The 25880-nt window shown below is 64.6% G+C and carries 21 protein-coding genes; 10 read left to right on the top strand and 11 right to left on the bottom strand.

From position 1 onward, the window contains the following. Positions 1–3: 3 nt before the first annotated feature. Positions 4–1263, bottom strand: coding sequence for an efflux RND transporter periplasmic adaptor subunit (locus K6G35_RS08950; protein WP_495675591.1), 1260 nt, complete (start codon positions 1261–1263; stop codon positions 4–6). A 326-nt stretch (positions 1264–1589) separates the two neighbouring features. On the opposite strand from K6G35_RS08950, the gene hpnD reads away from it, so the two are divergent. After that, on the top strand, positions 1590–2420 hold the full coding sequence (gene hpnD, locus K6G35_RS08955; protein WP_035882646.1) for a presqualene diphosphate synthase HpnD: 831 nt from the start codon (positions 1590–1592) through the stop codon (positions 2418–2420). 60 nt (positions 2421–2480) lie between these two features. Further along, entirely contained in the window at positions 2481–3743 is a 1263-nt protein-coding gene (locus K6G35_RS08960) for a Zn-dependent hydrolase (protein WP_008651561.1), read from the top strand. Between the two features lie 80 nt (positions 3744–3823). Here the strand turns inward: K6G35_RS08960 and K6G35_RS08965 are convergent, their stop codons facing one another. Beyond that, entirely contained in the window at positions 3824–4201 is a 378-nt protein-coding gene (locus tag K6G35_RS08965) for a hypothetical protein (RefSeq protein ID WP_008651560.1), read from the bottom strand. Between the two features lie 261 nt (positions 4202–4462). Between K6G35_RS08965 and ompR the strand changes: the two genes are divergently transcribed. From ompR to K6G35_RS08995, 6 genes are all read left to right on the top strand, one after another. Then, positions 4463–5185: an osmolarity response regulator transcription factor OmpR gene (gene ompR / locus K6G35_RS08970; protein WP_006576352.1), complete on the top strand. Its 723-nt coding sequence runs from the start codon at positions 4463–4465 to the stop codon at positions 5183–5185. Between the two features lie 26 nt (positions 5186–5211). Beyond that, the gene (locus K6G35_RS08975) at positions 5212–6561 is read left to right on the top strand and encodes an ATP-binding protein (protein WP_035882586.1); all 1350 of its coding nucleotides are present in this window, start codon (positions 5212–5214) and stop codon (positions 6559–6561) included. 254 nt (positions 6562–6815) lie between these two features. After that, complete coding sequence (locus K6G35_RS08980) at positions 6816–8105, top strand: MFS transporter (protein ID WP_011516677.1); 1290 nt, start codon at positions 6816–6818, stop codon at positions 8103–8105. A 346-nt stretch (positions 8106–8451) separates the two neighbouring features. After that, positions 8452–9000, top strand: a complete 549-nt coding sequence (locus tag K6G35_RS08985; RefSeq protein WP_008651557.1) for a peroxiredoxin — start codon at positions 8452–8454, stop codon at positions 8998–9000. A gap of 121 nt (positions 9001–9121) precedes the next feature. Further along, positions 9122–9643: a carboxymuconolactone decarboxylase family protein gene (locus K6G35_RS08990; RefSeq protein ID WP_011516678.1), complete on the top strand. Its 522-nt coding sequence runs from the start codon at positions 9122–9124 to the stop codon at positions 9641–9643. Between the two features lie 205 nt (positions 9644–9848). Then, on the top strand, positions 9849–10427 hold the full coding sequence (locus K6G35_RS08995) for a GNAT family N-acetyltransferase (RefSeq protein WP_008651555.1): 579 nt from the start codon (positions 9849–9851) through the stop codon (positions 10425–10427). Positions 10428–10464: 37 nt separating this feature from the next. Here K6G35_RS08995 and ispF read toward each other — a convergent pair whose 3' ends face one another. Both ispF and ispD read right to left on the bottom strand, forming a co-directional pair. Beyond that, positions 10465–10971, bottom strand: coding sequence for a 2-C-methyl-D-erythritol 2,4-cyclodiphosphate synthase (gene ispF, locus K6G35_RS09000; RefSeq protein ID WP_008651554.1), 507 nt, complete (start codon positions 10969–10971; stop codon positions 10465–10467). Between the two features lie 32 nt (positions 10972–11003). Further along, a complete protein-coding gene (ispD, locus tag K6G35_RS09005; RefSeq protein ID WP_035882584.1) occupies positions 11004–11828 on the bottom strand; it encodes a 2-C-methyl-D-erythritol 4-phosphate cytidylyltransferase in 825 nt (274 codons plus the stop codon). Between the two features lie 134 nt (positions 11829–11962). On the opposite strand from ispD, the gene mfd reads away from it, so the two are divergent. Then, positions 11963–15415 carry a transcription-repair coupling factor gene (gene mfd, locus K6G35_RS09010; RefSeq protein WP_008651552.1) on the top strand — a complete coding sequence of 1151 codons (3453 nt, stop codon included), beginning with the start codon at positions 11963–11965 and terminating at the stop codon, positions 15413–15415. 54 nt (positions 15416–15469) lie between these two features. Beyond that, positions 15470–16681, top strand: a complete 1212-nt coding sequence (argE, locus tag K6G35_RS09015; protein WP_193750070.1) for an acetylornithine deacetylase — start codon at positions 15470–15472, stop codon at positions 16679–16681. A gap of 261 nt (positions 16682–16942) precedes the next feature. On the opposite strand, the gene K6G35_RS09020 is transcribed toward argE, so the two are convergent. From K6G35_RS09020 to moaD, 7 genes are all read right to left on the bottom strand, one after another. Then, the gene (locus tag K6G35_RS09020) at positions 16943–18898 is read right to left on the bottom strand and encodes a gamma-glutamyltransferase family protein (RefSeq protein ID WP_051705383.1); all 1956 of its coding nucleotides are present in this window, start codon (positions 18896–18898) and stop codon (positions 16943–16945) included. Next, entirely contained in the window at positions 18895–19365 is a 471-nt protein-coding gene (locus K6G35_RS09025) for an OsmC family protein (protein ID WP_008645439.1), read from the bottom strand. The genes K6G35_RS09020 and K6G35_RS09025 overlap by 4 nt, the downstream gene beginning before the upstream one ends. Before the next feature lie 135 nt (positions 19366–19500). Then, entirely contained in the window at positions 19501–22089 is a 2589-nt protein-coding gene (gene clpB, locus K6G35_RS09030; RefSeq protein ID WP_011516684.1) for an ATP-dependent chaperone ClpB, read from the bottom strand. Between the two features lie 214 nt (positions 22090–22303). Next, positions 22304–24472 carry a D-(-)-3-hydroxybutyrate oligomer hydrolase gene (locus K6G35_RS09035; RefSeq protein WP_495675592.1) on the bottom strand — a complete coding sequence of 723 codons (2169 nt, stop codon included), beginning with the start codon at positions 24470–24472 and terminating at the stop codon, positions 22304–22306. A 276-nt stretch (positions 24473–24748) separates the two neighbouring features. Beyond that, positions 24749–25129, bottom strand: a complete 381-nt coding sequence (gene crcB, locus K6G35_RS09040; protein ID WP_008645434.1) for a fluoride efflux transporter CrcB — start codon at positions 25127–25129, stop codon at positions 24749–24751. Then, positions 25129–25620: a molybdopterin synthase catalytic subunit MoaE gene (gene moaE, locus K6G35_RS09045; RefSeq protein ID WP_008645431.1), complete on the bottom strand. Its 492-nt coding sequence runs from the start codon at positions 25618–25620 to the stop codon at positions 25129–25131. Before moaE ends, crcB begins: the two co-directional genes overlap by 1 nt. A 1-nt stretch (position 25621) precedes the next feature. Then, on the bottom strand, positions 25622–25879 hold the full coding sequence (moaD, locus tag K6G35_RS09050) for a molybdopterin converting factor subunit 1 (protein ID WP_035882582.1): 258 nt from the start codon (positions 25877–25879) through the stop codon (positions 25622–25624). Position 25880: the final 1 nt, after the last annotated feature.

Genomic DNA, 25880 nt, shown 5'->3' on the forward strand with positions numbered 1-25880 from the left:
CCCTCAGCCCAGGCGGCTATCCAGCGCGGCCAGCGGCGCGCCAGGATTCGAGGCCGGCTGTGCCGGAGCGATGCTCTGCATCGGCCTGACCTTCTGCCCCGGCCTGAGCAGGTGCACACCCGCCGTGACGATGACCTGACCCGGCTTCAGACCGCTTCGCACTTCGATCAGGTTGCCGTCGGCGTTGCCGAGCATCACCGGCACCGGGTTGACCGTGCCACCCGTGCCCTTGCCGCCGGAATCCGGTTGATAGACCCAGACCTGATTGCTGCCCTGGTTCTGCAGCAGGGCCGTCAGCGGGATGCGAATCGCGGCGCTGTCGCCGGACCGGACAAAGGTCACCACGGCGGTCATGCCGATGCGTAGGTCAGCCGGCGGATTCGGCACGCTGACGCGCGTCGGGTACGTCCGCGTCACCGTATCGGCAGCGGCGGAAATCTCGCGAACCCGTCCCGGCAGCACGCGATCCGGTTCCGACCAGGTGCGAATCGTGACCTCCGTAATGCCACGCAGCATGTCGACCTGATCCTCCGGCAGGCCGATCGCCACTTCCTTCTCGGCCGTCTGCGCCACACGGATCACCGATTGGCCCGGCGTGACGACCTGCCCCACTTCGGTGTCGATCGCGGTCACCACGCCATCGGCGTCGGCGGTCAACACCGCATAGCCGGTCTGGTTCGACTGGTTGCGCAGATTGGCCTGGGCCTGCTCCAGCTTCGAAGCGGCGGAATCGTAGGTGGCCTGACGGCGGTGCTGCTCGGCGGCACTGATAAATCCCTTGGCCGCGAGTTCGTTGTAGCGCTTGAGATCGGACGCCGCGAGATCTCGGTCGGTCTTGGCCGCGTCGTACTGGGCACGCGCGCCGGCTTCCGCCAGCCCCAGATCGGTCGGATCAAGCCTGGCCAGCGGCTGCCCCTTGCGCACGGTGGCACCCACGTCCACCAGACGGGCGGCGATCTTTCCGCCCACGCGGAATCCCAGGCGCGACTCCACGCGCGGGCGCACCTCGCCCGAGAATTCAAAGGCCGTCTTGCCGGCTGCCGGGTTCAGTTGCAGCAACCGAACCGGCCGCACGTACTCAATCGACTCCGCCTGCTTGCCGCAGCCAGCCAGCATCAAGGCAGTCGAAAACGCAAGCACGGCCAGCCCCGCGGCGATGGGCCGGGCGGCACGGCGTCCGCGCCGGTGTTCCGGCAGCGGCGCAAGAGAACGAACTTCAGCGTCTACGGCCGCAACTTCCGGCCCGGCGTAAGGCACTGGCATGGACAAGCGATATGAGGTCGGTGGAACGGGTGCAGCCGGTGGCCCTCGCCTGACGGCGAGCGACTCTCTGGAATGCGTCTTTGGGATAACTTTCAGGCATCTCCGCGGATGTCTGAGGCCAAGGGAAGAAATTAATAACTGGCCGGTCAGTAATATACTGATCACCCTCGAGTGCGTCAAACGGCGGATGACGAACAGGCGTATCGTGCGACGAAAGGTCCGCAAGCGAGCGTCAGCGGGCGCCTGAAGGCGCCGGCGGCTTCGCCCGGTGCTACAATCCGCGCCTTTGGCGCCGCCCCCGCCGCCCCACATTCAAAGAGATTGGCGTGACGCCCGATCAGTATTGCCAGGACAAGGCCGCCCAGAGCGGCTCCAGCTTCTATTACAGTAGCCTCCTCCTCCCCTCCGACCGCCGCAACGCCCTGACCGCGCTGCAAGCCTGGCGCCAGGAACTCGATGCCATCGTCAACGAGAACCATGACGCCGGCGTAGCCCACCAGCGCCTGGACTGGTGGCGCGCGGAATTGCGCCGCCTGTACGACGGGGGAGCAGCCCACCCGGTCAGCCAGGCGCTTCAGCCGCATCTGGATGCGCTGCCGCAGGCCGAAATGGCCGAGATGCTCGCCGCCACCGAGATGGATCTGGCGCAATCGCGCTATCTGGACGAGATCGGACTGGTTCGATACTGCCAGGCCTCGGGCGGCACGTTCGGCAAGCTGACGGCCCGCGTGCTTGGCCACACCGACCCGCGCACGCTCGATGCGGCGGAACAGCTCGGGCTGTCCTTGCAGCGGGTGCGCATCGTGAAGGATGTCGGTGGCGACGCGCGCCATGGCCGTATCTATATTCCTGTCGATACGCTGCAACGCTTCGAAGTGCCCGCCGCGGACATCCTGCAGTCGCGCCATTCGGACCGCTTTGTCGCGCTGATGCGGGAACAGGCCACAAAAGCCCGCACGCTGTATGGCGAGGCACTGGCCGCATTGCCGCGCGCCGATCGTCGATCCCAGCGTGCCCAACTGGCCTTCGCGGCCATTCAGCACGCCCTTCTGGACGAAATCGAAGCCAGCGACTTCCAGGTCCTGAACCAGCGCATTGATCTGACGCCGATGCGCAAGCTCTGGATTGCCTGGAAAACCTGGCTGAAGAATGGCTAACCCCCGGCTTCGTTCCGCTTTTCTGCTTTTCTGCCTTTCTGCCCTACTGTCGTTGACGCCATGACCACCGCCACACCTTCCCTCGGCCAGTCGATCCTCGAACGCGCTGAAGCCCTTGCCCGCTTCTCGGATATGGAGGATGGCCTGACCTGCGCCTATCTGACGCCCGCCCACCGCCAGGCACAAGCGCAGTTGGCACGGTGGATGGAGGATGCCGGCATGACGGTACGGATCGACGCGATCGGCAACGTGATTGGCCGTTACGCCGCCGATCCGGCCGCGGCCAATCCGAAGGTGCTGATGACGGGCTCGCACTTCGACACGGTGCGCAATGGCGGCCGCTATGACGGCAGGCTCGGCATCCTGCTGCCAATTGCCGTCGTTGGCGCGCTGCGCGATGCCGGCATTCGCCTGCCCTATCACTTCGAAGTGGTTGGATTTGCCGAGGAAGAAGGCCTGCGTTTCAAGACCAGCTTTCTGGCCAGTAGCGTGCTGGCGGGACGCTTCGACCCTGCGCTGCTCGACCGCGCTGACGTGGATGGCGCGACGATGCGCGAGGCCCTGGCCGACTCCGGCCTGCCCGGCGCCGGCGACATCGACGCCTTGCGCGCTGCGGCGGTCGATCCGTCGACACTGGCTGGCTTTGTCGAAGTCCATATCGAACAGGGCCCGGTGCTGCTCAATCGCGGATTGCCGCTCGGCATCGTGACCCAGATTGCCGGAAGCAGCCGCTTCCAGGTACGTGTGGAGGGCCTGGCCAGCCACGCTGGCACCACGCCGATGGATATGCGCCGCGATGCCGCGACGGGTGCCGCAGAGATGATCCTGCTTGTGGAGTCGCGCTGCGCCCAGGTGCCGACGCTGGTGGGCACGGTGGGCCAGCTTCAGGTGCCGAACGGGTCAAGCAACGTGATTCCGGCCGCGTGCGTGTTCTCGATGGACATCCGCGCCGGTGAAGACGGCATTCGCGAGGCCGCCATCGCCGATATCGTCGCCGGGATCGAGCGGATTGCCGCAAAGCGCGGCCTGCAGGCCAGCGTGGAGCGGGTGACGCCGGTCAACAATGCGCCCTGCGCGCGCTGGCTGATGGATCAATTCGGTGCAGTGCTGAAAAAGCGTGGCCATGAAGTGTTCGAACTGCCTTCAGGCGCGGGCCACGATGCGATGATGATGCACCGCATCATCGATGTGGCGATGCTGTTCGTCCGATGCGGCAATGGCGGTATCAGCCACAACCCGCTCGAGACGATCACAGAGGAAGATGCGCAACAGGCTGCTGAAGTCTTCGTGGACTTCCTGCGGCATTTCCGGGTGAAAGACTGAGTGGACTGAGCGGACTGGGCTTCGGGGGCGTGGTGCGGCAAGGCCGCGCAACGACGCCAGGATCGCCCAGAAGCGGTTTCTCAGCCGCCTTGGTACATCTCGCGGCTGAGATCGTAGAGATTCTTGCGTAACGTCTTGCGCTCGTCAGGCGACAGGCGGGGATTGCCACCGCGCTGACCCTGCCGCGTGGCGCGGTCGGCCATATCCCGTTCGGACTCGGCCTTGTCGGGCCGCCGAGCGGACGAGCGACCCCGCTCCGAGGCCTGGCCGTTGCCGACCTGGGCGCTGGATGAGGACTGGCCTTTCGATGTGTGAAGCAGATGTGCCATACCCGCCGACTGGGCCAGCGCCACGTCGGATGCAGCCGTAATCAGCAGGGTCAGGCCAGCCAGACATGCTGCTCGCGCGTACGTCGCGCACCGCAGGGTATGCCCAGGCCGGATTCGCTTCACTTTCATTGGATAATGGCGGTTTCGACGGCACCCCGACTGCCTGCCATCCAGCATCAACTGGGGGGAGGCTGCGTGGCCCCTGCCGTCAGCAAGGGGCGTTGGATGCCCGTGGTGGCCGCTCCTGGAATTGGACCGAAAATCGGCATCAGGAATACGGTTTGCGGAGTGTAAATGCACAAAAGGTGCACGCCGCCATACCACAGGGTAAAGTATGTAACGTTTTGTTAAGCCATTTTGAGCGAAAGCGATAGTCGCTAAGATACCGCCATGGAAAATACCAGCCACAAGATTCTCGTCGTGGACGACGACCCGCGCCTGCGCGATCTTCTACGCCGCTATCTCGGCGAGCAGGGCTTCACGGTCCTCGTGGCGGAAAACGCCACGGCCATGAATAAGCTCTGGCTGCGCGAACGTTTCGACCTGCTGGTGCTGGACCTGATGATGCCGGGCGAGGACGGCCTTTCCATCTGCCGCCGCCTGCGAGGCGCCAACGACCAGACCCCGATCATCATGCTCACCGCCAAGGGCGAGGACGTGGACCGTATCGTCGGCCTGGAAATGGGCGCGGACGACTATCTGCCCAAGCCTTTCAACCCGCGTGAACTGATCGCGCGGATTCACGCGGTGCTGCGCCGCAAGGGTCCGGCCGAAGTGCCTGGCGCCCCGTCGGAAACCCCGGAAACGTTCGCCTTTGGCGATTTCGTGCTCAACCTGGCCACGCGCACGCTGACCAAGAACGACGAGGAAATCACGCTCACCACGGGCGAGTTCTCGGTGCTCAAGGTTTTCGCGCGCCACCCGCGCCAGCCGCTGTCGCGCGAGAAACTCATGGAAATGGCACGCGGCCGCGAATACGAAGTCTTCGACCGCAGCCTGGACGTGCAGATCTCTCGCCTGCGCAAGCTGATCGAGCCAGATCCGGGTAACCCGCGCTTCATCCAGACGGTCTGGGGCCTGGGTTATGTCTTTATCCCCGATGGCGTGAAGTAATTCCGGTCGCACCTCACAGCTTCAACGTGGCGACCGCTCTCGGCCGTACCGCAACGCGGTTCTTTGGTTCGCTTTTCTGGCGAACCTTCATGCTGATCGCCCTGTTGCTGGCGATCTCGCTGGGTATCTGGTTCCAGAGCTATCGGCTCTTCGAACGCGCGCCGCGTGCCCAGCAGATCGCCATGCAGGTAGTCAGCGTGGTCAAGCTCACCCGCGCGGCCCTGCTCTACTCGGACCCGGCTCGTCGCCGGTTCCTTTTGCTCGACCTCGTCCAGAACGAGGGCATCAAGGTCTATCCGCGCGAGAAGGACGATGACTTCGCGGCGCCCACGGCCAACCCGTTCCTGACGCAGCTCGTCCAACAGGAGATTCGCGGCCGCCTGGGCGAAGACACTGTCATCGCGACCACGGTCAACGACATCCCCGGCGTGTGGGTCAGCTTCGAAATCGAAGGCGACGACTACTGGGTCGCCATCAGCCCCGAACGATTCGAGCGCGTGCCAGGCATCCAGTGGCTCTGGTGGAGTATCGCGGCACTGATGCTGTCGATCATCGGCGCGGCATTCATCACCGCACGCGTCAACTATCCGCTCAAGCGACTGGCCAACGCTGCGCGCCAGATCGGGTCCGGTGGCGATCCACCGCCGCTGCGCGAACAGGGCGCTAGCGAAGTGGCGCAGGCCAACCGCAGCTTCAACCAGATGGTGCACGACCTGCGTCAGCTCGACGACGACCGCGTGGTGATGCTGGCAGGCATCTCGCACGATCTGCGCACGCCGCTCACCCGCCTGCGGCTGGAAACCGAAATGTCCCCCGTGGACAACATCACCCGCGACGCGATGATCGCCGACATCGAACAGATGGACGCGATCATCGGCCAGTTCCTGAACTATGCCCGGCCGGGGCAGGAAGTCGTGGAACCGGTCGATCTATCGACGCTCGTGCAGGAGTCAGTCGGCGTCTATGCCGCACATGACGACGTGCGCATCCACGTGCGATCGAACGGCCCGGTGATGGCCATGGCCAACCGCATGGAGATCCAGCGCATTCTCGACAACCTCGTGGAGAACGCGCGGCGCTACGCCAAGGACGAAGAGACCGGCATGGCCGAAGTGGAGATCTCCACGCGCGTCGAGGACAAGGATGCGGTGCTGGTCGTGGCGGACAACGGCATGGGTGTGCCGGACGAAGAACTGTCGCTGCTGACGCGCCCGTTCTACCGGCTCGACGCGGCCCGCAGCGAGGCCAAGGGGGCCGGCCTGGGCATGTCCATCGTCAACCGCATCCTGCAGCGCAACGGCGGCAGGCTGGTCCTTGCCAACCGTCCGGCGCCCAAGTCCGGGCTGGTGGTCAGCGCAATCTTCCGGCGCGCCTGAGCGCCATCTCGCGAAAATCGCCGCGAATGTATTCGATGCGGCGCATTGACAGGTTTTCGACAGCAAACGATAGGGTTTTGTAAGCTTGTTGACAGGCGATTGACAGCGATTCGGCGCAAACTTCCGCCCATCGACAGGTCCGATGCATACCGTTGCATCCCTAGCCATGGCACCGCCTGCCGCAACCCCAAACGCCCTGGCTGCCCACACCGAAAACATACCGCCGGCCAACCGGCGGTGATCGAGAGACAGCCATGTCCAGCACCACCCAGTCACAACACGGATTCCGCACCGTGTTCCGCGTTGTCAGCGGCAACTTCCTGGAAATGTACGACTTCATGGTCTATGGCTTTTACGCCGCAGCCATCGCCCGTACGTTCTTTCCTTCCGATAATGAATTCGCATCGCTGATGCTCTCGCTGGCCACGTTCGGCGCGGGCTTCCTGATGCGACCGTTGGGCGCCATCATCCTGGGCGCCTATATCGATCACCACGGCCGTCGCAAGGGCCTGATCCTCACACTGATCCTGATGGCGGCCGGCACGCTGCTCATTGCGGTAGTGCCAGGGTACGCGGCGATCGGCGTGGCCGCGCCGCTGCTGGTCCTGTTCGGACGACTGCTGCAGGGCTTCTCCGCAGGCGTGGAACTGGGCGGAGTTTCGGTGTATCTGTCCGAGATCGCCAAGCCCGGCAAGAAAGGCTTTTACGTGGCATGGCAATCGGCCAGCCAGCAGGTAGCCGTGATCTTCGCGGGCCTGCTCGGCGTGATCCTGCACGCCACGCTGGCGCCGGCGCAGATGGATAGCTGGGGCTGGCGTGTGCCGTTCCTGATCGGCTGCCTGATCGTGCCGTTCCTGTTCATCATCCGCCGCTCGCTCGAGGAAACCGAGGAGTTCCGCACGCGCAAGCATCGCCCGAGCGTGAACGAGATCTATCGTTCGATGCTCGACAACTGGGGCATCATCATCGCCGGCTGCATGATGGTGGTGATGACCACGGTGTCGTTCTACATGATCACCGCCTACACGCCGACCTTCGGCAAGACCGTGCTCAAGCTCGACGACGTGGACAACCTGATCGTCACGATGTGTGTCGGCCTGTCGAACTTCATCTGGCTGCCGCTGATGGGCGCCGTGTCCGACCGCATTGGCCGCAAGCCGCTGCTGGTGTTCTTCACGATCGCCACGCTGGTGACCGCCTACCCCGCCGTATCGTGGCTGGTGGCTGCCCCGTCGTTCGAACGCCTGCTGATGGTGGAACTGTGGCTCTCATTCCTGTACGGCAGCTATAACGGCGCAATGGTCGTCACGCTGACCGAAGTCATGCCGCCCGCCGTGCGCACCGCCGGCTTCTCGCTGGCATACAGCCTGGCCACGGCACTGTTCGGTGGTTTCACGCCGGCGATCTCGACCTACCTGATCCACGCCACGGGCAACAAGGCCGCGCCGGGCCTGTGGCTGATGTTCGCCGCTGCATGCGGTCTGGTCGCCACGATCATCATCTTCCGCACACGTCGCGAGCAGTCCGCGCTGAGCGCCGCATAACATCACACGGCACGCATCGCGCGTCACCTGACGCCACACGCCGCCTTCACATTCCTGCCGTATCGCATAGCAGGCAAGCGTGAAGGCGGCGTGACCCGTTTTAGATCCCCCTGAATTTCTACGGTGTCCCCGCCTTGCGCGTCCGTGCATGGCATACTCCCCCGTGCTTCGTCTCTCCCCCTAGGCGCTGCCTATCGGGCTGTTTGAGAATATCAATTGGCCGCAGCGCCTCCGACGACGCATAATCCCCTTTTGTTGCACTCGCACAAGTGACATTTCCATTGCATCAGGGAACTCGCCATGCGAATGCGCGCCTCATTCTGTTCAACCGTATCAGGAGAAGTGTATGAAGACCGTTGGTGACAAGCTCGAAGCCTTCCACGTCGTTGGCGTCAAGCCCGGTTTCAACAACCACGAAGAGAACGGCCAGTCGGCGTTTGAAGACATCACCGAAAAGTCGTTCGAAGGCAAGTGGAAGGTCATCTACTTCTACCCGAAGGACTTTACGTTCGTGTGCCCGACCGAAATCGTGGCCTTCGCCAAGCTGAACGGCGACTTCGCCGATCGTGACGCGATCGTGCTGGGTGGCTCGACCGACAACGAGTTCGTGAAGCTGGCATGGCGTCGCGAACACAAGGACCTGAACAAGCTGAACCAGTGGCAATTCGCCGACGTGACCGGTTCGCTGGTGGATCAACTGGGCGTGCGCGACCAGGCCGCCGGTGTTGCACTGCGCGCCACGTTCATCGTCGACCCGGACAACACGATCCAGCACGTTTCGGTGAACAACCTGAACGTCGGCCGTAACCCGGAAGAAGTCCTGCGTATCCTGGACGGCCTGCAAACGGACGAACTCTGCCCGTGCAACCGTGCAGTTGGCGGCGCCACGCTGTAATCGGCCTGCCTGCCAGTCGCCTCGAGCAAACTGGCGCATCAAGCGTGGAAGGGCCAGCGCCCTTTCACGTCGAAACCCGCCCCGCGCGGGTTTTTTGAGCCCTCGACGATAGGAGAAATAAATGGAATTCCTCAGCACGATCAAGAATTTGATCCCTGACTATGCAAAGGACATCCGTCTAAACGTGGACGGCACGATTGCACGCTCGTCGCTGGAAGGCAACGACGCGGTTGGCGTGGCGCTTGCGGCCGCTTTTGCCGCCAAGAGCAAGGTCCTGGTCGATGCCATCCGCAATGCGAACGTGCTGTCGCCGGAAGAAGTCAACGGCGCGCTGACGGCCGCCGCGCTGATGGGGATGAACAACCTCTGGTATCCCTACGTCGAGATGGCCGAGGACCCCGATCTGGCCAGCCAGCCTGCCGGCCTGCGCATGAACGCCTACGCCACCCATGGTGGCGTGGACAAGCGGCGCTTCGAGATGTACGCGCTGGCCGCATCGGTCATCGGCAAGTGCCATTTCTGCATCAAATCGCACTACCAGCTGCTGAAGACCGAGCAAGGCATGACTGCTCAGCAACTGCGCGATGTGGGCCGCATCGCTGCGGTGATCGGCGCTGCCGCGAATGTGATCGCTGCCGAGTAATCCGAAAGGTACGCGGGTGAATTACCTGCGTGACGGATACAAGCCGGCGCGCACCCTCACAGGTGCCGCCGGCTTTTCCTTTGCTGCGCGGCGAACGTGAGTACGCACGCATCGTGGAAATGTCACACATCAGACATCGTTGTACCGATGCATTTGTGCACCGGACGGCCTACAATCCACCCAAGGCCACGTCATCGTTACCGCCATGAGCACCCTGCCTTCGCAAAATTCACCTCGCTTCCGGTTTCGCCTGGCCGCGACCTACGACTGGGGCGACATCGCCGCCGTCACGCAACATGCCTACGGGCAATATGAGCTCGAAATCATGGAGGACTGTCGCGCGTCGTTCCAGCGCGGCATGCAGTCCGTGCTGGCCGCCAAGGACAACCCGGACATGGAGTGGTGGGTCGCGGAGACCGACCACGGCATCAGCGGCGCGGTGCTGTTCTGCCACCCCGACGCAACCGTGCCGGCCCTCGACGGCAGCATGGTCACGCTCACGCAGCCCGAGGCGCGGCTGCTATCGGTCAGCCCGCAGGCACGGGGACTTGGACTGGGGCACCGACTGATGCAGATCTGCATCCAGCGTGCGCGCGACATCGGGTCGAAGACGCTGGTCTGCCGCACCATGCCGGAAATGGCTTCCGCCAACCGCCTGTGCCAGCAGATGGGATTCGAGAAACGCACGGAAGCCGGCGCGCGTCACGGTGCCATGGCGCGGCTGATCGACTACGTCTATCCGATCACCGCAGAGGCGGCGGCAACTACAGCGCCGAAGGCCTGACGGCCAACAGCGCGTTTCAGACTTCAGGCGACAAAGCTCAGTCCTGGGCGTCGCCGTTGCGGCGGTAGATCAGTACCGCCGCCTGCGCCACAATCCCCTCCTCCTTTCCTTCGAAGCCCAGTTTTTCGTTGGTCTTCGCCTTCACGTTGCAGCGCGTGACGGGCAGGCCAAGATCTTCCGCGAGATTGGCCACCATGCCGCCGATATGCGGTGCCAGCTTGGGCTTCTGCGCGATGACCGTGGCGTCGACATTGCCGATCTCGTAACCCGCTTCGCGCACGCGGCGGGCCGCCTCACGCAGTAGTACCCGGCTGTCGGCGCCAGCGAAGTTCGGATCGGTATCGGGAAAGTGGCGACCAATATCGCCCAGTGCCGCGGCACCGAACAACGCATCTGTCACGGCGTGCAGCAGCGCGTCGGCATCGGAATGACCAAGCAGTCCGCGGTCGTGCGGAATGTCCACGCCACCGAGGATCAGCTTGCGGCCCGGCACCAGGGCGTGCACGTCATAGCCTTGGCCAATGCGGATATCGAACGGGTTCAATGCGGCTCCTTTGTCTGGATGGATCACGTTTGTCACGTGTTGGAAGTCGGTGTGCCAGTGCGCAACAGTACGTCCGCCAGCGCGAAATCCTCGGGGTACGTCACCTTGAAGTTGCGCAGCGAACCATTGACCAGGCGCGGATGCAGTCCAAGCCGCTCGATCGCGCTCGCCTCGTCGGTCACCACCGCGCCCGCGGCCAGCGCATCCTCCAGCGCATGGCGCAGCACGCCGATTCGGAACATCTGCGGTGTCTGGGCTTGCCACAGCCCTTCGCGCGGCACGGTAGCGCCGATGCGGGCAGCGGCGTCGGCACGCTTGAGCGTGTCCGGCACCGGCACGGCAAGAATGCCGCCGATCGGCTCGCTGGCAGCATCGTCGGACTCGACCGCGCGCACAAGTGTGTCGATCATCGCGGGCGTCAGGCCGGGCCGGGCCGCATCATGCACGAGCACCCAGTCGGTATCCACTGCGCCCATGGTCCCAAGGTGATGGAGACCGGCGAGTACCGAGGCATGGCGGGAATCGCCGCCCACGAACGCCGTATCGAAGCGGAGCCCGGCAAAGGCGGCGGCGCCGAAACGGGACTCGAGCGGCATGTCGTCGGGGGCCAGCACCAGGGCAGTGGCGCTGATGGCATCGCAAGTGGAAAAGGCGGCCAGTGCATACCAAAGCATCGGCCGTCCGGCCACGGTCTGGTACTGCTTCTGGATGGGGCCTCCGGCACGACTGCCGGTACCGGCGCAGGGAATCAGGGCGAAGCGGCGATCTGACACGGATTTGCGGGAAATGGAATATCGGAAACCGGCCGGCAAACCGGCCGGGGTGCATTCTATAATACGGCCCTCGCCCGCCGCCATCTGGCGCTGCCGATGCAGTGGGCATGAACCATGATCCTCGCCCGTGAACAGCCCGGGCCCCGCCCGTCACAGGGCAACAAGGGGCCCTCGCAAACGCCGGCGGGGTGTTGTCGTTTCAAGCGCCTCTGCTGCCAATGCCTGACAACCACGCCGCTTTTCCGTTCGCCAGCTTCCCCTTGATCAAACCGGGTCTGCGTCATGCCGTCAACGGCCTGACCGGTTCCGCCGACGCGCTCGCGGTTGCCGCCTATGCGCGGCAGCATCGCCGCAGCGCGCCGATGGTGGCCGTCGTCTGCGCCCATGCCGTCGATGCGCAGCGTCTGGCCGAAGAGATCCCCTGGTTCGCCCCGGAACTGCGCGTGCGTCTGCTGCCCGACTGGGAAACCCTGCCGTACGACAGCTTCTCGCCGCACCAGGACCTGGTCTCCGAGCGCCTGGCGACCCTGCACGACATCCAGGGTGGTCAGTGCGACGTGATGCTCGTGCCGGCGTCGACCGCCCTCTATCGGCTGGCGCCACCCGCGTTCCTGGCGGCCTACACGTTCTTCTTCAAGCAGGGGGCCAAGCTCGACGAAGCGGCCTTGAAGGCGCAATTCACGCTGGCCGGCTATGAGCACGTGAGCGCCGTGATGCGCCCCGGCGAATACAGCGTGCGCGGCGGCCTGATTGACCTGTATCCGATGGGGTCGGCCCTGCCGTACCGGATCGACCTGTTCGGCGACGAGATCGAGACCATCCGGGCATTCGATCCCGACTCGCAACGCAGCCTGTATCCGGTCAAGGAAGTCCGCCTGCTGCCCGGCCGCGAGTTCCCGCTCGATGAAACCGCGCGCACCGCCTTCCGGGGCCGCTGGCGCGAACTATTCGAGGGCGACCCGACCAAATCACCGATTTACAAGGACATCGGCAATGGCGTGCCGTCGGCCGGTATCGAGTACTACCTGCCGTTGTTCTTCGAGCAAAGCGCGACGCTGTTCGACTATCTGCCCGAGGGCACCCAGCTTGCCTTCTCGGGCAATGTGGACGAGGCCATTCGCCGCTTCTGGGCCGACACTACCCAGCGCTACAACTTCATGCGTCATGACCGCGAGCGGCCGCTGCTGCCGCCAGCGGACCTGTTCCTGTCGGAAGAACAGTTCTTCGTCGGCGCAAAGCCGCTGGCGCGACTGGTACTGCAGCGCGACGCCGCGCCTGCCGACGCGCCCGCCTTCGCCGGACACCTGCCCGATGTATCGGTCAATCGCCGCGCTGAAGATCCGCTGGTCAACCTGGAATCGCTGCTGCTCAACAAGGCCACGCGTGTGCTGATGTGCGCCGACTCCGCCGGCCGACGCGAGACGCTGTTGCAGTTGTTCGCGGAAAGCGGCTTGCGCCCGATGATCGTTGACGACTTCGCCGCCTTCCTGGCGGGGGATTCGCATTTCTCGATCGCGGTGGCACCGCTGCAGACCGGCTTCGCGCTGCCGTCGGCCCAGATGGCATTCGTAACCGAGGCCGAACTCTACGCCGGCACGGCACGCCGCTCGGGCCGGCGCAAGCAGGAACAGGCGAGTACCGTCGATGCGATGGTGCGCGATCTGGCCGAACTCAAGATCGGCGACCCCGTCGTGCATAGCGAGCATGGCATTGGCCGCTACCAGGGTCTGGTCACGCTGGACATGGGTCAGGGCGACGAGGAATTCCTGCACCTGGACTACGACAAAGGCAGCAAGCTTTATGTGCCCGTGCATCAGTTGCACGTGATTTCGCGCTATTCGGGCGCCGATCCGGAGACGGCCCCGCTGCATTCGCTGGGCACGGGCCAGTGGGACAAGGCCAAGCGCCGCGCCGCGCAGCAGATCCGCGATACGGCCGCCGAACTGCTGAACCTGTATGCGCGCCGCGCCCTGCGCGAGGGCTTTGCCTTCCCGTTGCAGCCCAAGGACTACGAGGCATTTGCCGAGAGCTTCGGCTTCGAGGAAACGCCTGACCAGGCCGCGGCCATCGCCGCCGTGATCGCCGACATGACGTCGGGCAAGCCGATGGACCGGCTGGTCTGCGGCGACGTCGGCTTCGGCAAGACCGAGGTCGCGCTGCGCGCGGCGTTCGTGGCGGTGCTGGGCGGCAAGCAGGTCGCCATGCTCGCGCCAACCACGCTGCTGGCCGAGCAGCATTTCCAGACGCTCTCCGACCGTTTTGCCGAATGGCCGGTGCGTATCGTCGAGTTGTCGCGTTTCAAGACGAAAAAGGAAATCGACGCCGCGATCAAGCAGATCAACGAAGGCACCGTCGATATCGTGATTGGCACGCACAAGCTGCTGTCCGACGAAGTGAAGTTCCAGCGCCTGGGGCTCGTGATCATCGACGAGGAACACCGCTTTGGCGTGCGCCAGAAGGAAGCGCTGAAGACACTGCGCGCCGAAGTCGACGTGCTGACGCTGACCGCCACGCCGATCCCGCGCACGCTGGGCATGGCTCTGGAAGGCCTGCGCGATTTTTCCGTGATCGCCACGGCGCCGCAGAAGCGACTGGCCATCAAGACCTTCGTCCGACGCGAAGAAGACGGCGTGATCCGCGAAGCCATCCTGCGCGAGTTGAAGCGCGGTGGTCAGGTCTACTTCCTGCACAACGAAGTGGAAACGATCGAGAACAAGCGCGCCAAGCTGGCCGAACTGGTGCCGGAAGCCCGTATCGCCGTGGCCCATGGCCAGATGCACGAGCGCGAACTCGAACGCGTGATGCGGGACTTCGTCTCGCGCCGCGACAACATCCTGCTCTGCACGACGATTATCGAAACCGGCATCGACGTGCCGACAGCCAACACCATCCTGATTCATCGCGCCGACAAGTTCGGTCTGGCCCAGCTTCATCAGTTGCGCGGCCGCGTGGGTCGTTCGCACCACCAGGCCTATGCATATCTGCTCGTGCATGATGTCGAGGGGCTGACGCGCCAGGCGCAACGCCGGCTCGAAGCCATCCAGCAGATGGAGGAACTGGGTTCCGGCTTCTATCTGGCCATGCACGATCTGGAAATCCGTGGCGCCGGCGAAGTGCTGGGCGACAAGCAGTCAGGCGAAATCCACGAAATCGGATTCCAGCTTTACACGGACATGCTCAATGCCGCCGTGAAATCGCTGAAGGCCGGCAAGGAGCCGGACCTGATGGCACCGCTGGCCGCCACGACAGAGATCAACCTCGGCACGCCTGCCCTGCTGCCGAATGATTACTGCGCGGATGTCCACGAACGCCTGTCGATCTACAAGCGCCTGGCCAACTGCGAGGCCGGCGAGCGCGTCGACGACATCCAGGAGGAGCTGATTGACCGCTTCGGCCGGCTGCCCTCGCAGGCGCAGGCACTGATCGAGACGCACCGGCTGCGTATCGCCGCGGCGCCGCTGGGCGTGCGCAAGATCGACGCAGGCGAAGCCACGGTCAGCATGCAGTTCGTGCCGAATCCACCGATCGACGCCATCCGCATCATCGACCTCGTACAAAAGAATCGGCATATCAAGCTGGCCGGCCAGGACAAGCTGCGCATCGAGGCAAAGATGCCCGACGTAGCTACCCGCGCGCAAACCATCAAGCACACGCTGCGCCAGTTGGCCTGATGCCGGGCCAGGTGTACGATCAAACCCCCAATGAATCAGACGTTCCAACGCCCCATGCCAGCCCAACCCGACAACCGATCCGCCGCCACCAATGCCCCCGCGCGTGGCAGCGCGCTCGAATGGACCGAGCGCCTGGTATCGATGGATACCACTTCCCGCCATTCGAATCTGGGCCTGATCGAATCCGTGCGCGACCACTTCCTGGCCAAGGGCCTGCGCCCGCATCTGAGCTACAACCCGCAGGGCGACAAGGCCAACCTGTTCGTGACGATTCCCGCAGCCGATGGCGCCACCAATGGCGGCATCGTGCTGTCCGGGCACACGGACGTGGTGCCCGTCGACGGGCAGAACTGGAGCACCGACCCGTTCAAGCCGGTGGTACGCGACGGCAAGCTCTACGGTCGCGGCACCTGTGACATGAAGGGGTTCATCGGCACGAGCCTGGCGCTGCTGCCGACCATCCTTGATGCCAGGCTGCGCGAGCCGGTCCACTACGCGCTGTCGTTCGACGAAGAGATCGGCTGCATGGGCGCCCCGTACCTGCTGGCCGAGCTGCGTGACCGTGGCGTGCGCCCTTCGGGCTGCATCGTCGGCGAGCCGACCAGCATGCGCGTGATCGTGGCGCACAAGGGCATCAATGCCTACCGGTGCTGCGTTAAGGGCCAGGCAGCGCACTCGTCGCTGACCCCGAAGGGCGTCAATGCGATCGAGTACGCCGCGCGCCTGATCTGTTTCATTCGCGATATCGCCGACGAGTTCAAGGCCAATGGCCCTTACGATCAGGCCTTCGATGTGCCGTTTACGACCGCTTCGACCGGCACGATCCAGGGCGGCATCGCGCTGAACACCATTCCCGCCGAGTGCGAATTCGTCTTCGAATTTCGGAATCTTCCTGGCGTGGATCCGGAAGCGATCCTGGCGCGCATCCAGGCCCACGCGAACGATGTGTTGTTGCCGAAGATGCGCAACGAGCATCCGGATGCTGGCATGGCTATCAGCAAGATCGCCGCCGCGCCTTCGCTCGATGCCGCCGAGACCGATGCCATCACCCAGCTCGTGCGCGCGCTGACCGCCGACCGCGATACCAACAAGGTGGCCTACGGCACCGAGGCTGGCCTGTTCCAGCGCGCGGGCATTCCGGCCGTGGTGTGCGGCCCCGGCGATATCCAGCAGGCGCACAAGCCCGACGAGTTCGTCTCGCTGGATCAGCTCACCGCGTGCGAGAGCTTTCTGCACAAGGTGGTGGATAGCCTGCGCGTCGCCTGATTCAGCCCCGGGAAAGCGGGGTCAAGAATAGGGTCACAAGCGTCGGCCCGCAAAAAGAAAAACCCGCGGCACCGGGAGGTGCAGCGGGTTAAGTTTCCATTCCGGAAACGGGTAGACAAGTCATGAAGAGCGCCCCCGCATCTCCATGACGGTTTGAATAGTAGCCACCGAATCGCCCCCTCGGCTTGACGCAAGTCAAGCGCCAGACAATGGCGAAGCTGGTGTCACAGATTCGTACAATCCTCCTCCTACCTGCCCGCTTCAGGGCCTGACGGTGTCGCCCAGCACCACACCCTCGCGCCGTGGATCGGTACCGCCTTCCAGCCGGTCGACATCCCCCGTCCGGGTACGCAGTATCGTGTTCACGCCACTTGGCTGGGCCCGTAGCGAGATGCGGTGGCCAAGTGCCTTGAGTCCCTGGACCAGCGGGTCGCTGGCGCCGTCGTTCGTCGTGTTGATATGCGGATGCTCGCCACCGAGCGTCGTGACTGGGCTGTTACTGGCGCCGAAGTCGACCAGACCGGCCGACTGCTGTGCGTCGAGCCCCCAGTCGAGCACCCCGACCAGCGTCTTTACCACGTACTGCGGTATCGCCCCGCCGCCCGGCGAACCGGTCGCCATCAGGAAATCTCCGATCGAGCCATCCGCGCCCTTGCGGAATACCAGCGTCGGCGCCATCGAACTGCGCGGACGCTTGCCCGGCTCCACGCGATTGGCGACGGACTGGCCTCTGGCGTCCACCGGCGTCGCGCTGAAATCGGTCAACTGGTTGTTGAGCAGGAATCCGTGGGTCATATGGAACGACCCCATGCTGGCTTCGACCGATGTGGTGGCGCTGACCGCATTCCCCTGCGCGTCGACGATCGAAAAATGGTTCGTTCCATGTTCCGTCTGCGGCACAACGCCCAGCAGCGCGCCGCCCAGGTTACCGGCCACGGCGGTGCCCATGGAACGATGCGGATCGATCAGCGCCGCTCGTCCACGCAGGTATCGTTTGTCCAGCAGCGCGTCTGCGCTACCACCCGGCAGCGGCACGAAATCGGGGTCGGCCACGTACTTGTCACGATCCGCATAGGCCAGCCTCTCGGCTTCGCTGACGAGGTGCACACCCTGTACGGTTGGCTTGCCGCCCTCCCCGTCGATGGCGGTCGGTCCGAGTTCGGCCAGATCGAAGCGCTCCAGAATCCCCATCACGGATGCCACCGTGATACCGCCGGCGGGTGGCGGCGCGCCGCAGATCCAGAACGCACGGTAGGCCATGCAGACCGGTTCGTGTCGCTTCACCGTGTAAGCCGCCAGATCGGCCAATGTCGTCTTGCCCGGCGTGATGGGCCGGCCGTCGGCGCCCGTCGTGGCCGCAATCGTCGCCACGATGCCTTCCGCGATCGGCCCCGTATAGAACGCATCGGCGCCCTGGCTGGCCAGCGCCTGCAGCGTCCGCGCGTAAGCGGGATTCCTGAGAACCGTACCGATTGCCTTTGGCTTGCCATCGGGATCGAGAAAGTACGCGCGCGCCTCGGCATCGCGCTTGAGGCCATTGGCATTCGTGGCAATCGCCTGCGCCAGTCGCCCGCCGATCGGGAAGCCGTTCGTCGCCAATGTCACGGCATCGTCGAACAGCCCCGGCCAGGGCAGCTTGCCATGCTCCCGCTGCACGCGCTCGATCAGTCGGGGCACGCCGGGTGTGCCAATGGAGCGGCCGCTGGATCGAAGATCGGGCTTTGGCGAACGCCGGTCCCTGGCATCGTCGACGTGAAGCAGATAGTGCGCGCCAGCCGATGCCGGCGCCGTCTCCCGGCCATCGTAGGCCTGCACGGTCCGCGTTGTGGCGTCGTAATAGAGCAGGAAGCCGCCTGAACCCAGTCCGGTGGCCTCCGGCACCGTGAGCCCCAGCACCGCCTGCACCGCCACGGCGGCGTCCGCGGCGGTGCCACCCCGACTGAGCACCGCGCAACCCGCCGCACTGGCGTACGCGTTGGAGGTCGACACCATATACGACCGGGCATGGATCGGCTGCATTCCCTTGCGGTAGCCGCTGGCGGGCTCCGGCGCGGCGGGATCGCCCGGCAGGTTCGAGCCGACCACCACGGTGCCGCCATCATCGGCAAGCACCTGGCAGGTGCCTTCGGCGCGTATCGACGTAGGTGGCGTAGGTGGCGCCGATGGCAGCGCAACGCTAGAACAGCCCCCGACGAGCAGCCCGCCTGCGAAAATCAGCCCGAAACGATGACGGGTTCGCACAGGATCGGAAAATTGACGGAATTGGCGATGTAGCACTTCTCGTGCGCCACGTGATGCAGGTGTTCGGCCTTGGCCGCGTCATCACCGGCGCGGATGGTGACCTGCGGGCGCAGCACGATCTCGGTGAATTTGGCCGGCGAAGTTCTGTCGGTCATCGTGCCTTCGGCCTGATCGACATATGCCAGTACGGCGATGCCGGCGTCGGCGCACAGGTGCAGGTACCAGAGCTTGTGGCAGGCCGACACCGATGCCAGCAGCAGTTCCTCAGGGTTCCAGCGGCTGGGGTCGCCCAGGAACGCGGGATCGGAGGAACCCGGAATCTCGGGCTTGTTGCCAGACCGGATCACGTGTTCGCGTCCGTAAGCGCGGTATCCCGACGTTCCGGTGCCGCGGTTGCCGGTCCATTCGACCGTAGTCTGGTACTTGTGCTCGCCGTGAGCCATGGAATTGCTCCTGATGTGGGAGAAAAGCTGCAAGGAGCCACCATTGTGGCGAAAAAAAGGGACCTCCGCAGAGGTCCCTTGATCAACCCGGCCAGACTGTCCGGGTTGGAGATCGGTCGAAGCAGTCGGCGCGTCTCAATGCACCATTCGCCCGAACGTGAACTCGCCGTCCACGTAGTCCACCGGCACGACATCCTTCGCGGCAAACCGGCCTTCCAGGATGGCCTTGGCCACCGGATTCTCGATCTGCTGCTGGATCGCGCGCTTGAGCGGCCGGGCTCCGAACACCGGGTCGTAGCCCGCGCTGGCGATCTTCTCCAGCGCCCGTTCGCTCACGTCCAGCGTCATGTCCATGCGCGCCAGACGGACCTGCAGGCGCTTGAGCTGGATCTTGGCGATCGACTCGATATTCTTCTGGTCGAGCGCATGGAACACCACGACTTCGTCGATCCGGTTCAGGAACTCGGGCCGGAAATGCGTGCGTACCTCCTGCCATACCGCGCCCTTCACCGCCTCCTGCGGTTCGCCCGCCATCGACTGGATGATGTGCGAACCCAGGTTCGACGTCATCACGATCACCGTGTTCTTGAAGTCGACGGTACGGCCCTGGCCGTCGGTCAGACGACCATCGTCCAGCACCTGCAGCAGCACGTTGAACACGTCCGGGTGCGCCTTCTCGACTTCGTCGAGCAGGATCACCGCGTACGGCTTGCGACGCACCGCCTCGGTCAGGTAACCGCCTTCGTCATAGCCCACGTAGCCCGGAGGCGCGCCGATCAGCCGGCTCACGCTGTGCTTCTCCATGAATTCGCTCATGTCGATGCGGATCAGGTGCTCCTCCGAATCGAACAGGAACTCGGACAGCGCCTTGCACAACTCGGTCTTGCCCACGCCCGTCGGCCCGAGGAACAGGAACGAGCCATACGGCTTGTTCTCGTCCGACAGACCGGCACGCGAACGGCGGATCGCATCGGACACCAGCCGCACGGCCTCGTCCTGACCCACCACACGCTGGTGCAGGCGATCTTCCATCTTGAGCAGCTTCTCGCGCTCGCCCTGCATCATCTTGGCCACCGGAATACCCGTGGCGCGGCTGACGACCTCGGCGATTTCCTCGGCGCCGACCTGCGTGCGCAGCAGCTTGTTCTGCTGTTTCTGCTCGCTGGCCTCGGCCTTGGTTGCCGCCTGCAGCTTGCCCTCGAGTTCCGGCAGCTTGCCGTACTGGAGTTCAGCCACCTTGTCGAGCTTGCCTTCGCGCTGCAGTCGGGTGATATCGAGCTTGATCTTCTCGATCTCCTCCTTCAGCGCGGCCGCACCCTGGGCGGCGCCCTTCTCGGCGCGCCAGATCTCATCCAGGTCAGCGTATTCCTTCTCGAGCCGGATGATTTCCTGCTCGATCAGTTCCAGACGCTTGCGCGATGCCTCGTCGGTTTCCTTCTTGACCGCCTCGCGCTCGATCTTGAGCTGGATCGTGCGACGCTCGAGCTTGTCCATCGCCTCGGGCTTCGAGTCGATTTCCATCTTGATCCGCGCGGCAGCCTCGTCGATCAGGTCGATGGCCTTGTCCGGCAGGAACCGGTCGGTGATGTAGCGGTGCGACAGCTCGGCCGCGGCCACGATAGCCGGGTCGGTGATCTCCACCTTGTGGTGCAGTTCGTACTTCTCCTGCAGGCCACGCAGAATGGCGATCGTTGCCTCGACGCTGGGTTCATCCACAAGCACCTTCTGGAAGCGGCGCTCCAGCGCGGCATCCTTCTCGATGTACTTGCGGTATTCGTTCAGCGTGGTCGCGCCGATGCAATGCAGTTCACCGCGCGCCAGCGCCGGCTTGAGCATGTTGCCCGCGTCAATCGCGCCTTCGGCCTTGCCCGCGCCCACCATCGTGTGAATCTCGTCGATGAAGACGATGGTCTGGCCTTCGTCCTTGGCCACGTCATTGAGCACTGCCTTCAGGCGTTCCTCGAACTCGCCGCGATACTTGGCGCCGGCCAGCAGCCCGGCCATGTCGAGCACGAGCACGCGCTTGTTCTTGAGCGTCTCCGGCACTTCGCCGTTGACGATGCGCTGTGCCAGCCCTTCGACGATGGCGGTCTTGCCCACGCCGGGCTCACCGATCAGCACGGGGTTGTTCTTGGTACGGCGCTGCAGGATCTGGATCGCGCGACGGATTTCGTCGTCGCGGCCAATCACGGGGTCCAGCTTGCCGGCGCGCGCGCGCTCGGTCAGATCGACCGTGTATTTCTTGAGCGCCTCACGCTGCGACTCGGCGTCGGCGCTATTGACGGTATCACCGCCGCGCACGGCCGTGATCGCGGCCTCGAGCGACTTGCGCGACAAGCCGTTCTCGCGGGCGATCCGCCCCGTCTCGCCTTTGTCGTCGGACACGGCGAGCAGGAACAGTTCACTGGCGATGAACTGGTCGTTGCGCTTGATCGCTTCCTTTTCGGTGGCATTCAGCAGGTTGTTCAGGTCGCGGCCCACCTGGACCTCGTTCGTGCCCTGAACCTGCGGCAGGCGATGGATCGCCGCATCGAGCGCGCTCTGCAGGCCGCCCACGTTCACGCCAGCACGCGACAGCAGCGTACGGGCTGCCCCATCGTCCTGCGCGAGCAACGCACGCAGCAGATGCTGGGGTTCGATGTATTGATTGTCATTACCCAGCGCCAGACTTTGCGCTTCTGCCAGCGCTTCCTGGAACCGGGTAGTCAGTTTGTCAATTCGCATTAGGAGCCCTCTCTCTCTAGGAAAGTGTGTCCTGATGCGAGGCCCGCGGCGGCTTTGGCTGCCGCCACATATGCCCAGCCGGACACGTTACTTCCGAAAGATAGGGCTTGGGAATGACATTTCAAGACATCGGCGATACACCCGTCATACATCGACCAAATTTCGGCCAAGTGCATGACGGGTAACGCGTATCGCCGGGCCTGGCGGCCACGTCTCAGTTGGGCACGTCCACGGTCGAGCCGGTGACCGTGATCGCGTCGCCGGCCGCGGGTGTGGCAGCGATCGGCGGCACGTTCGACGGCTGGATCCGGGGGCCGACCGTGTCGGTATCGGCACCCCCGCGCGGCGTGGTGCGCACCACCTGCGACGGCGGCAGCGGCGTACCGTCGCGCAGGTTGGCGTAGACCGCATCGAGCGCCCGGTTCACGTAGACGTGCATCGGGATATAGCGCTTGGCATACCCGGGAATCACATCAATAAACCCGTCGAAATGCTGGCCGTTGGTCACCTCGATGTACGAGAGCCGACTGCTGGCGCCCTCGACGTGCTTGTTCAGCCCGAGATATGGCCGCGACGTGTGGTTCACCGGCAGGAGGCCATCGCTGCGGCCCTGCACGATGACCGACGGTCGGCCGCCAAGGTTGCCCGTGCGATAGGTCTGGCCGATACCGGTCATCAGCGCCGGGTTTCGGGTGTCCAGCAGGCCACGCAGGCAGAGCGCGCCGTCGACATTGCCGTCCGCCAGCTTGGTCGAGGGCGATATCGACGCGAAGTCACGCATCGCCCCGGACGGGTTGGCATCGTTCATCAGCGTCACCGCCGTAGTGGGCGGAATGCCATTGCCAGTCGAGAACAGCCCTGCCAGCGCGGCCGCCGGGGCCGTGACGGGATTGGCCTGCGGCGGGCTGCCCGGCGAGGAAAAACTGTAGTGGCAGAGCCGGTCCGTCACGCTGGCGCGCGCATAGGCATTGGCATAGGTCACCGAAATGGAACTGCCGACCTCCAGCGCCGAAAGCGACGCGAACAGGTCATCCGACTCGGGCTCCCAGCCGGCGCGGTGCAACGCATCCAGCGCGGAGGTTGCCTGGGCGGACGTGCTGCCTCCGGCAATCTTCTTCTTGGCAGCCAGTGACGCACATCGGTTGAGCGCGGCCTGTCCGGCCGTTTTGGCGAATGGCGCATTGCCCAGGCTGGCATCCTGGCTGGCGCAGAGCTGGTACAGGTTGGCAATCGTCGTGTAATCGTAAAGATGCTTGCCCGACGCCGCCACCGGCACGCCGCCGCGCTTGACGACCACGCCTGCCGTCGGTGGCAAGTTCACATTCGGCTCCCCGACGGCCACGCCGTCGATCAACCCGCCGGTGTCCTGTTCCGCCGCTGCAATGGCCGCCCCGCCACCATTCGAGATGGCCGACGCGATCACCAGCACATTGGCTGGCGTGAACGTCGCCTGCCGCGTGCCATCGGTATTGGTCCTGCCGAACTTGTCGTTGACCGCCCACAGCGTGAACTGGATCGCCTGCAACGTGTTGGCGCCCCAGTTCGCCTCCGGGTTCTGTTGCGAGTGCGCGTGCTTGAACGCAAGCCGGTGCGGGGTACTGGCATTGAAGCCCGCCAGCGTTTGAGAGGCACTGGGCTGTGCCGCGAACTGGGCCTGCGTGCCGGCACCGGCCCGGGCCTGCCGGGTGCCGTCGATCAGCGGCACGGTGTCGCTACCCAGGTCATGCGGTGCCGCGCCGGTCCCCTTGTCCGTATAGGCCACCGCGCAGTTGTGCTTGAGCCCCCACTCGCCCACGGCGACTCCGCCATAGACACCACGCGAGCCGGACGAAGTGGCGGAAATGATGCAGGGATGCTTCACATCGAACCCATCCGGAACCTGGGCCATGACTGTCACGTTTTGCCGGCCCGAGCCGTCATCGGCAAATGCGATGTACTCGGTACCCGGGACCTTGCCCTGGCCGGTGGTCACGTTCCCCTTGGCGTCGACATTGGGGCCGTAGAGCGAGCCATAGCCGCCCGCGGCCTGGACATCCACGATCGCGCGGTAGTTGGCCCAGATCGCGTTACGGCGCAACTCCGCGGCCGTCGGCGCATTCGGATTGGCAAACGCCGGCGCTGCGGCCGCCAGTCCGTCCTTGCCCAGCCCCGCTGTCAGCAGGTCATCCGTGTTGCCATCGTAGGATTTGACCCCGATGGGGCTGGATATGAATGCCGGCTTGACGTTGGGACCGGCGTTCCCGCCGCCCCCATTTGTGCCGAACCCGCCGCACGCAGCAACGCCAAGCGTGGCGACGGCGATAGCGATCGTGTTTCGGCGGTGCGCACGCCGGGTGCCATGGCCGTGCGATTGGGCGGACTGCGAGAGGTGGCGCTGCTGCATGGGTATGTCTCCTTGTTGTTATCGGCGGGATGGCGCGAACGCCGTCCCGTCCAGGACTCGGTGAGACAACTGCAAACTGCCAAACAGGGGGAAATGCGGAGTGGCGCGGACCGCGGTGAGGCGCCAGGAGAGCGGCTTCATGCGAAGCCGCGCGCACCCGGCGATCCGGCCCGGCAATGTTATACGGTCTTGCGCCGCAGGAGGATAGCCGGGCGGTACGTAGTGTTACCTAAGGTCTACCCCGAGGAGCCTGTACAGAGCCCAAGGCGCACGGCATCAGGCCAGCGCCCGGTACGACCAGATGCCGAACGCGGTCAGCAGGAGCGATCCACCCAGATGCATCGCGAGGTGGAGCATGGCCCAGCGATAGTCACCAGCCATCAGATTGGCGATGACTTCACTCGAGAACGTCGAAAACGTGGTCAGGCCGCCGAGGAAACCCGTGACGGCCAGCAGGCGCCACTCTGGCGGCAAAGATGGGTGGGTTTCGAAGAACGCGACGGCCAGGCCGATCAGGTAGCCTCCGACCAGGTTCGACGCCAGCGTGCCATATGGCAGTGCCGGATTGATGGCGTTCCACGTGACCGAGAAAAACCAGCGCAGCCAGGCGCCAACGGCGGCACCAACGCCGACCGCCACGAAACCCATCGGGCCCATCATTCTTCCTTGTTATTGGCGGGATCCGCGTTGAACGATTCGATACCCCAGCGGCGCAGCGCGGCATCGTCCGAGACCCGCGCGTCGACCCAGCGCGCGCCTTCCGGCGTGTCTTCCTTCTTCCAGAACGGTGCCTCGGACTTCAGGTAGTCCATGATGAACTCGCACGCCGCAAACGCGGCGCCACGGTGGGCCGAGGACACGGCAACCAGCACGATCTGGTCCAGCGGCTGCAGCAGGCCCACGCGATGCACGATGGTCACGCCAAGCAGCGGCCAGCGTTCGCGCGCCGCCGCTTCGATCGTCTCCAGCGCCTTCTCGGTCATGCCGGGATAGTGCTCGAGCTCCATCGTACTGACGCGCGTGCCTTCGCTGACATCGCGCACCGTCCCGATGAAGCTGGCCACCGCCCCCACGCCCGGATTGCCGGCGCGCAGCGCCACCACTTCCGCGCCGAGATCGAAATCCTCGTGCTGAACGCGTACCGCCATCTCAGCCTCCGGTCACGGGAGGAAAGAAGGCCACCTCGCAGCCATCGGCCAACTGGGTGTCGGCACGTGCCACGGCATGGTCCACGGCCATGCGCAGCGCGCGGCCATCGGCCAAAGCCTCGGCCCAGGCGCCGCCGCGTCCGCGCAGCCATGCGCGCAGGTCGCCAACCGTGCGGACCTCGGCGGGCACCTCGGCGCGTTCGGCGCCCTGCCCCACCTGTTCGCGCACGCTGGCGAAGTATCGGAGTTCTAGTTGCATG

The organism is Cupriavidus sp. HY129, from assembly GCF_059492215.1.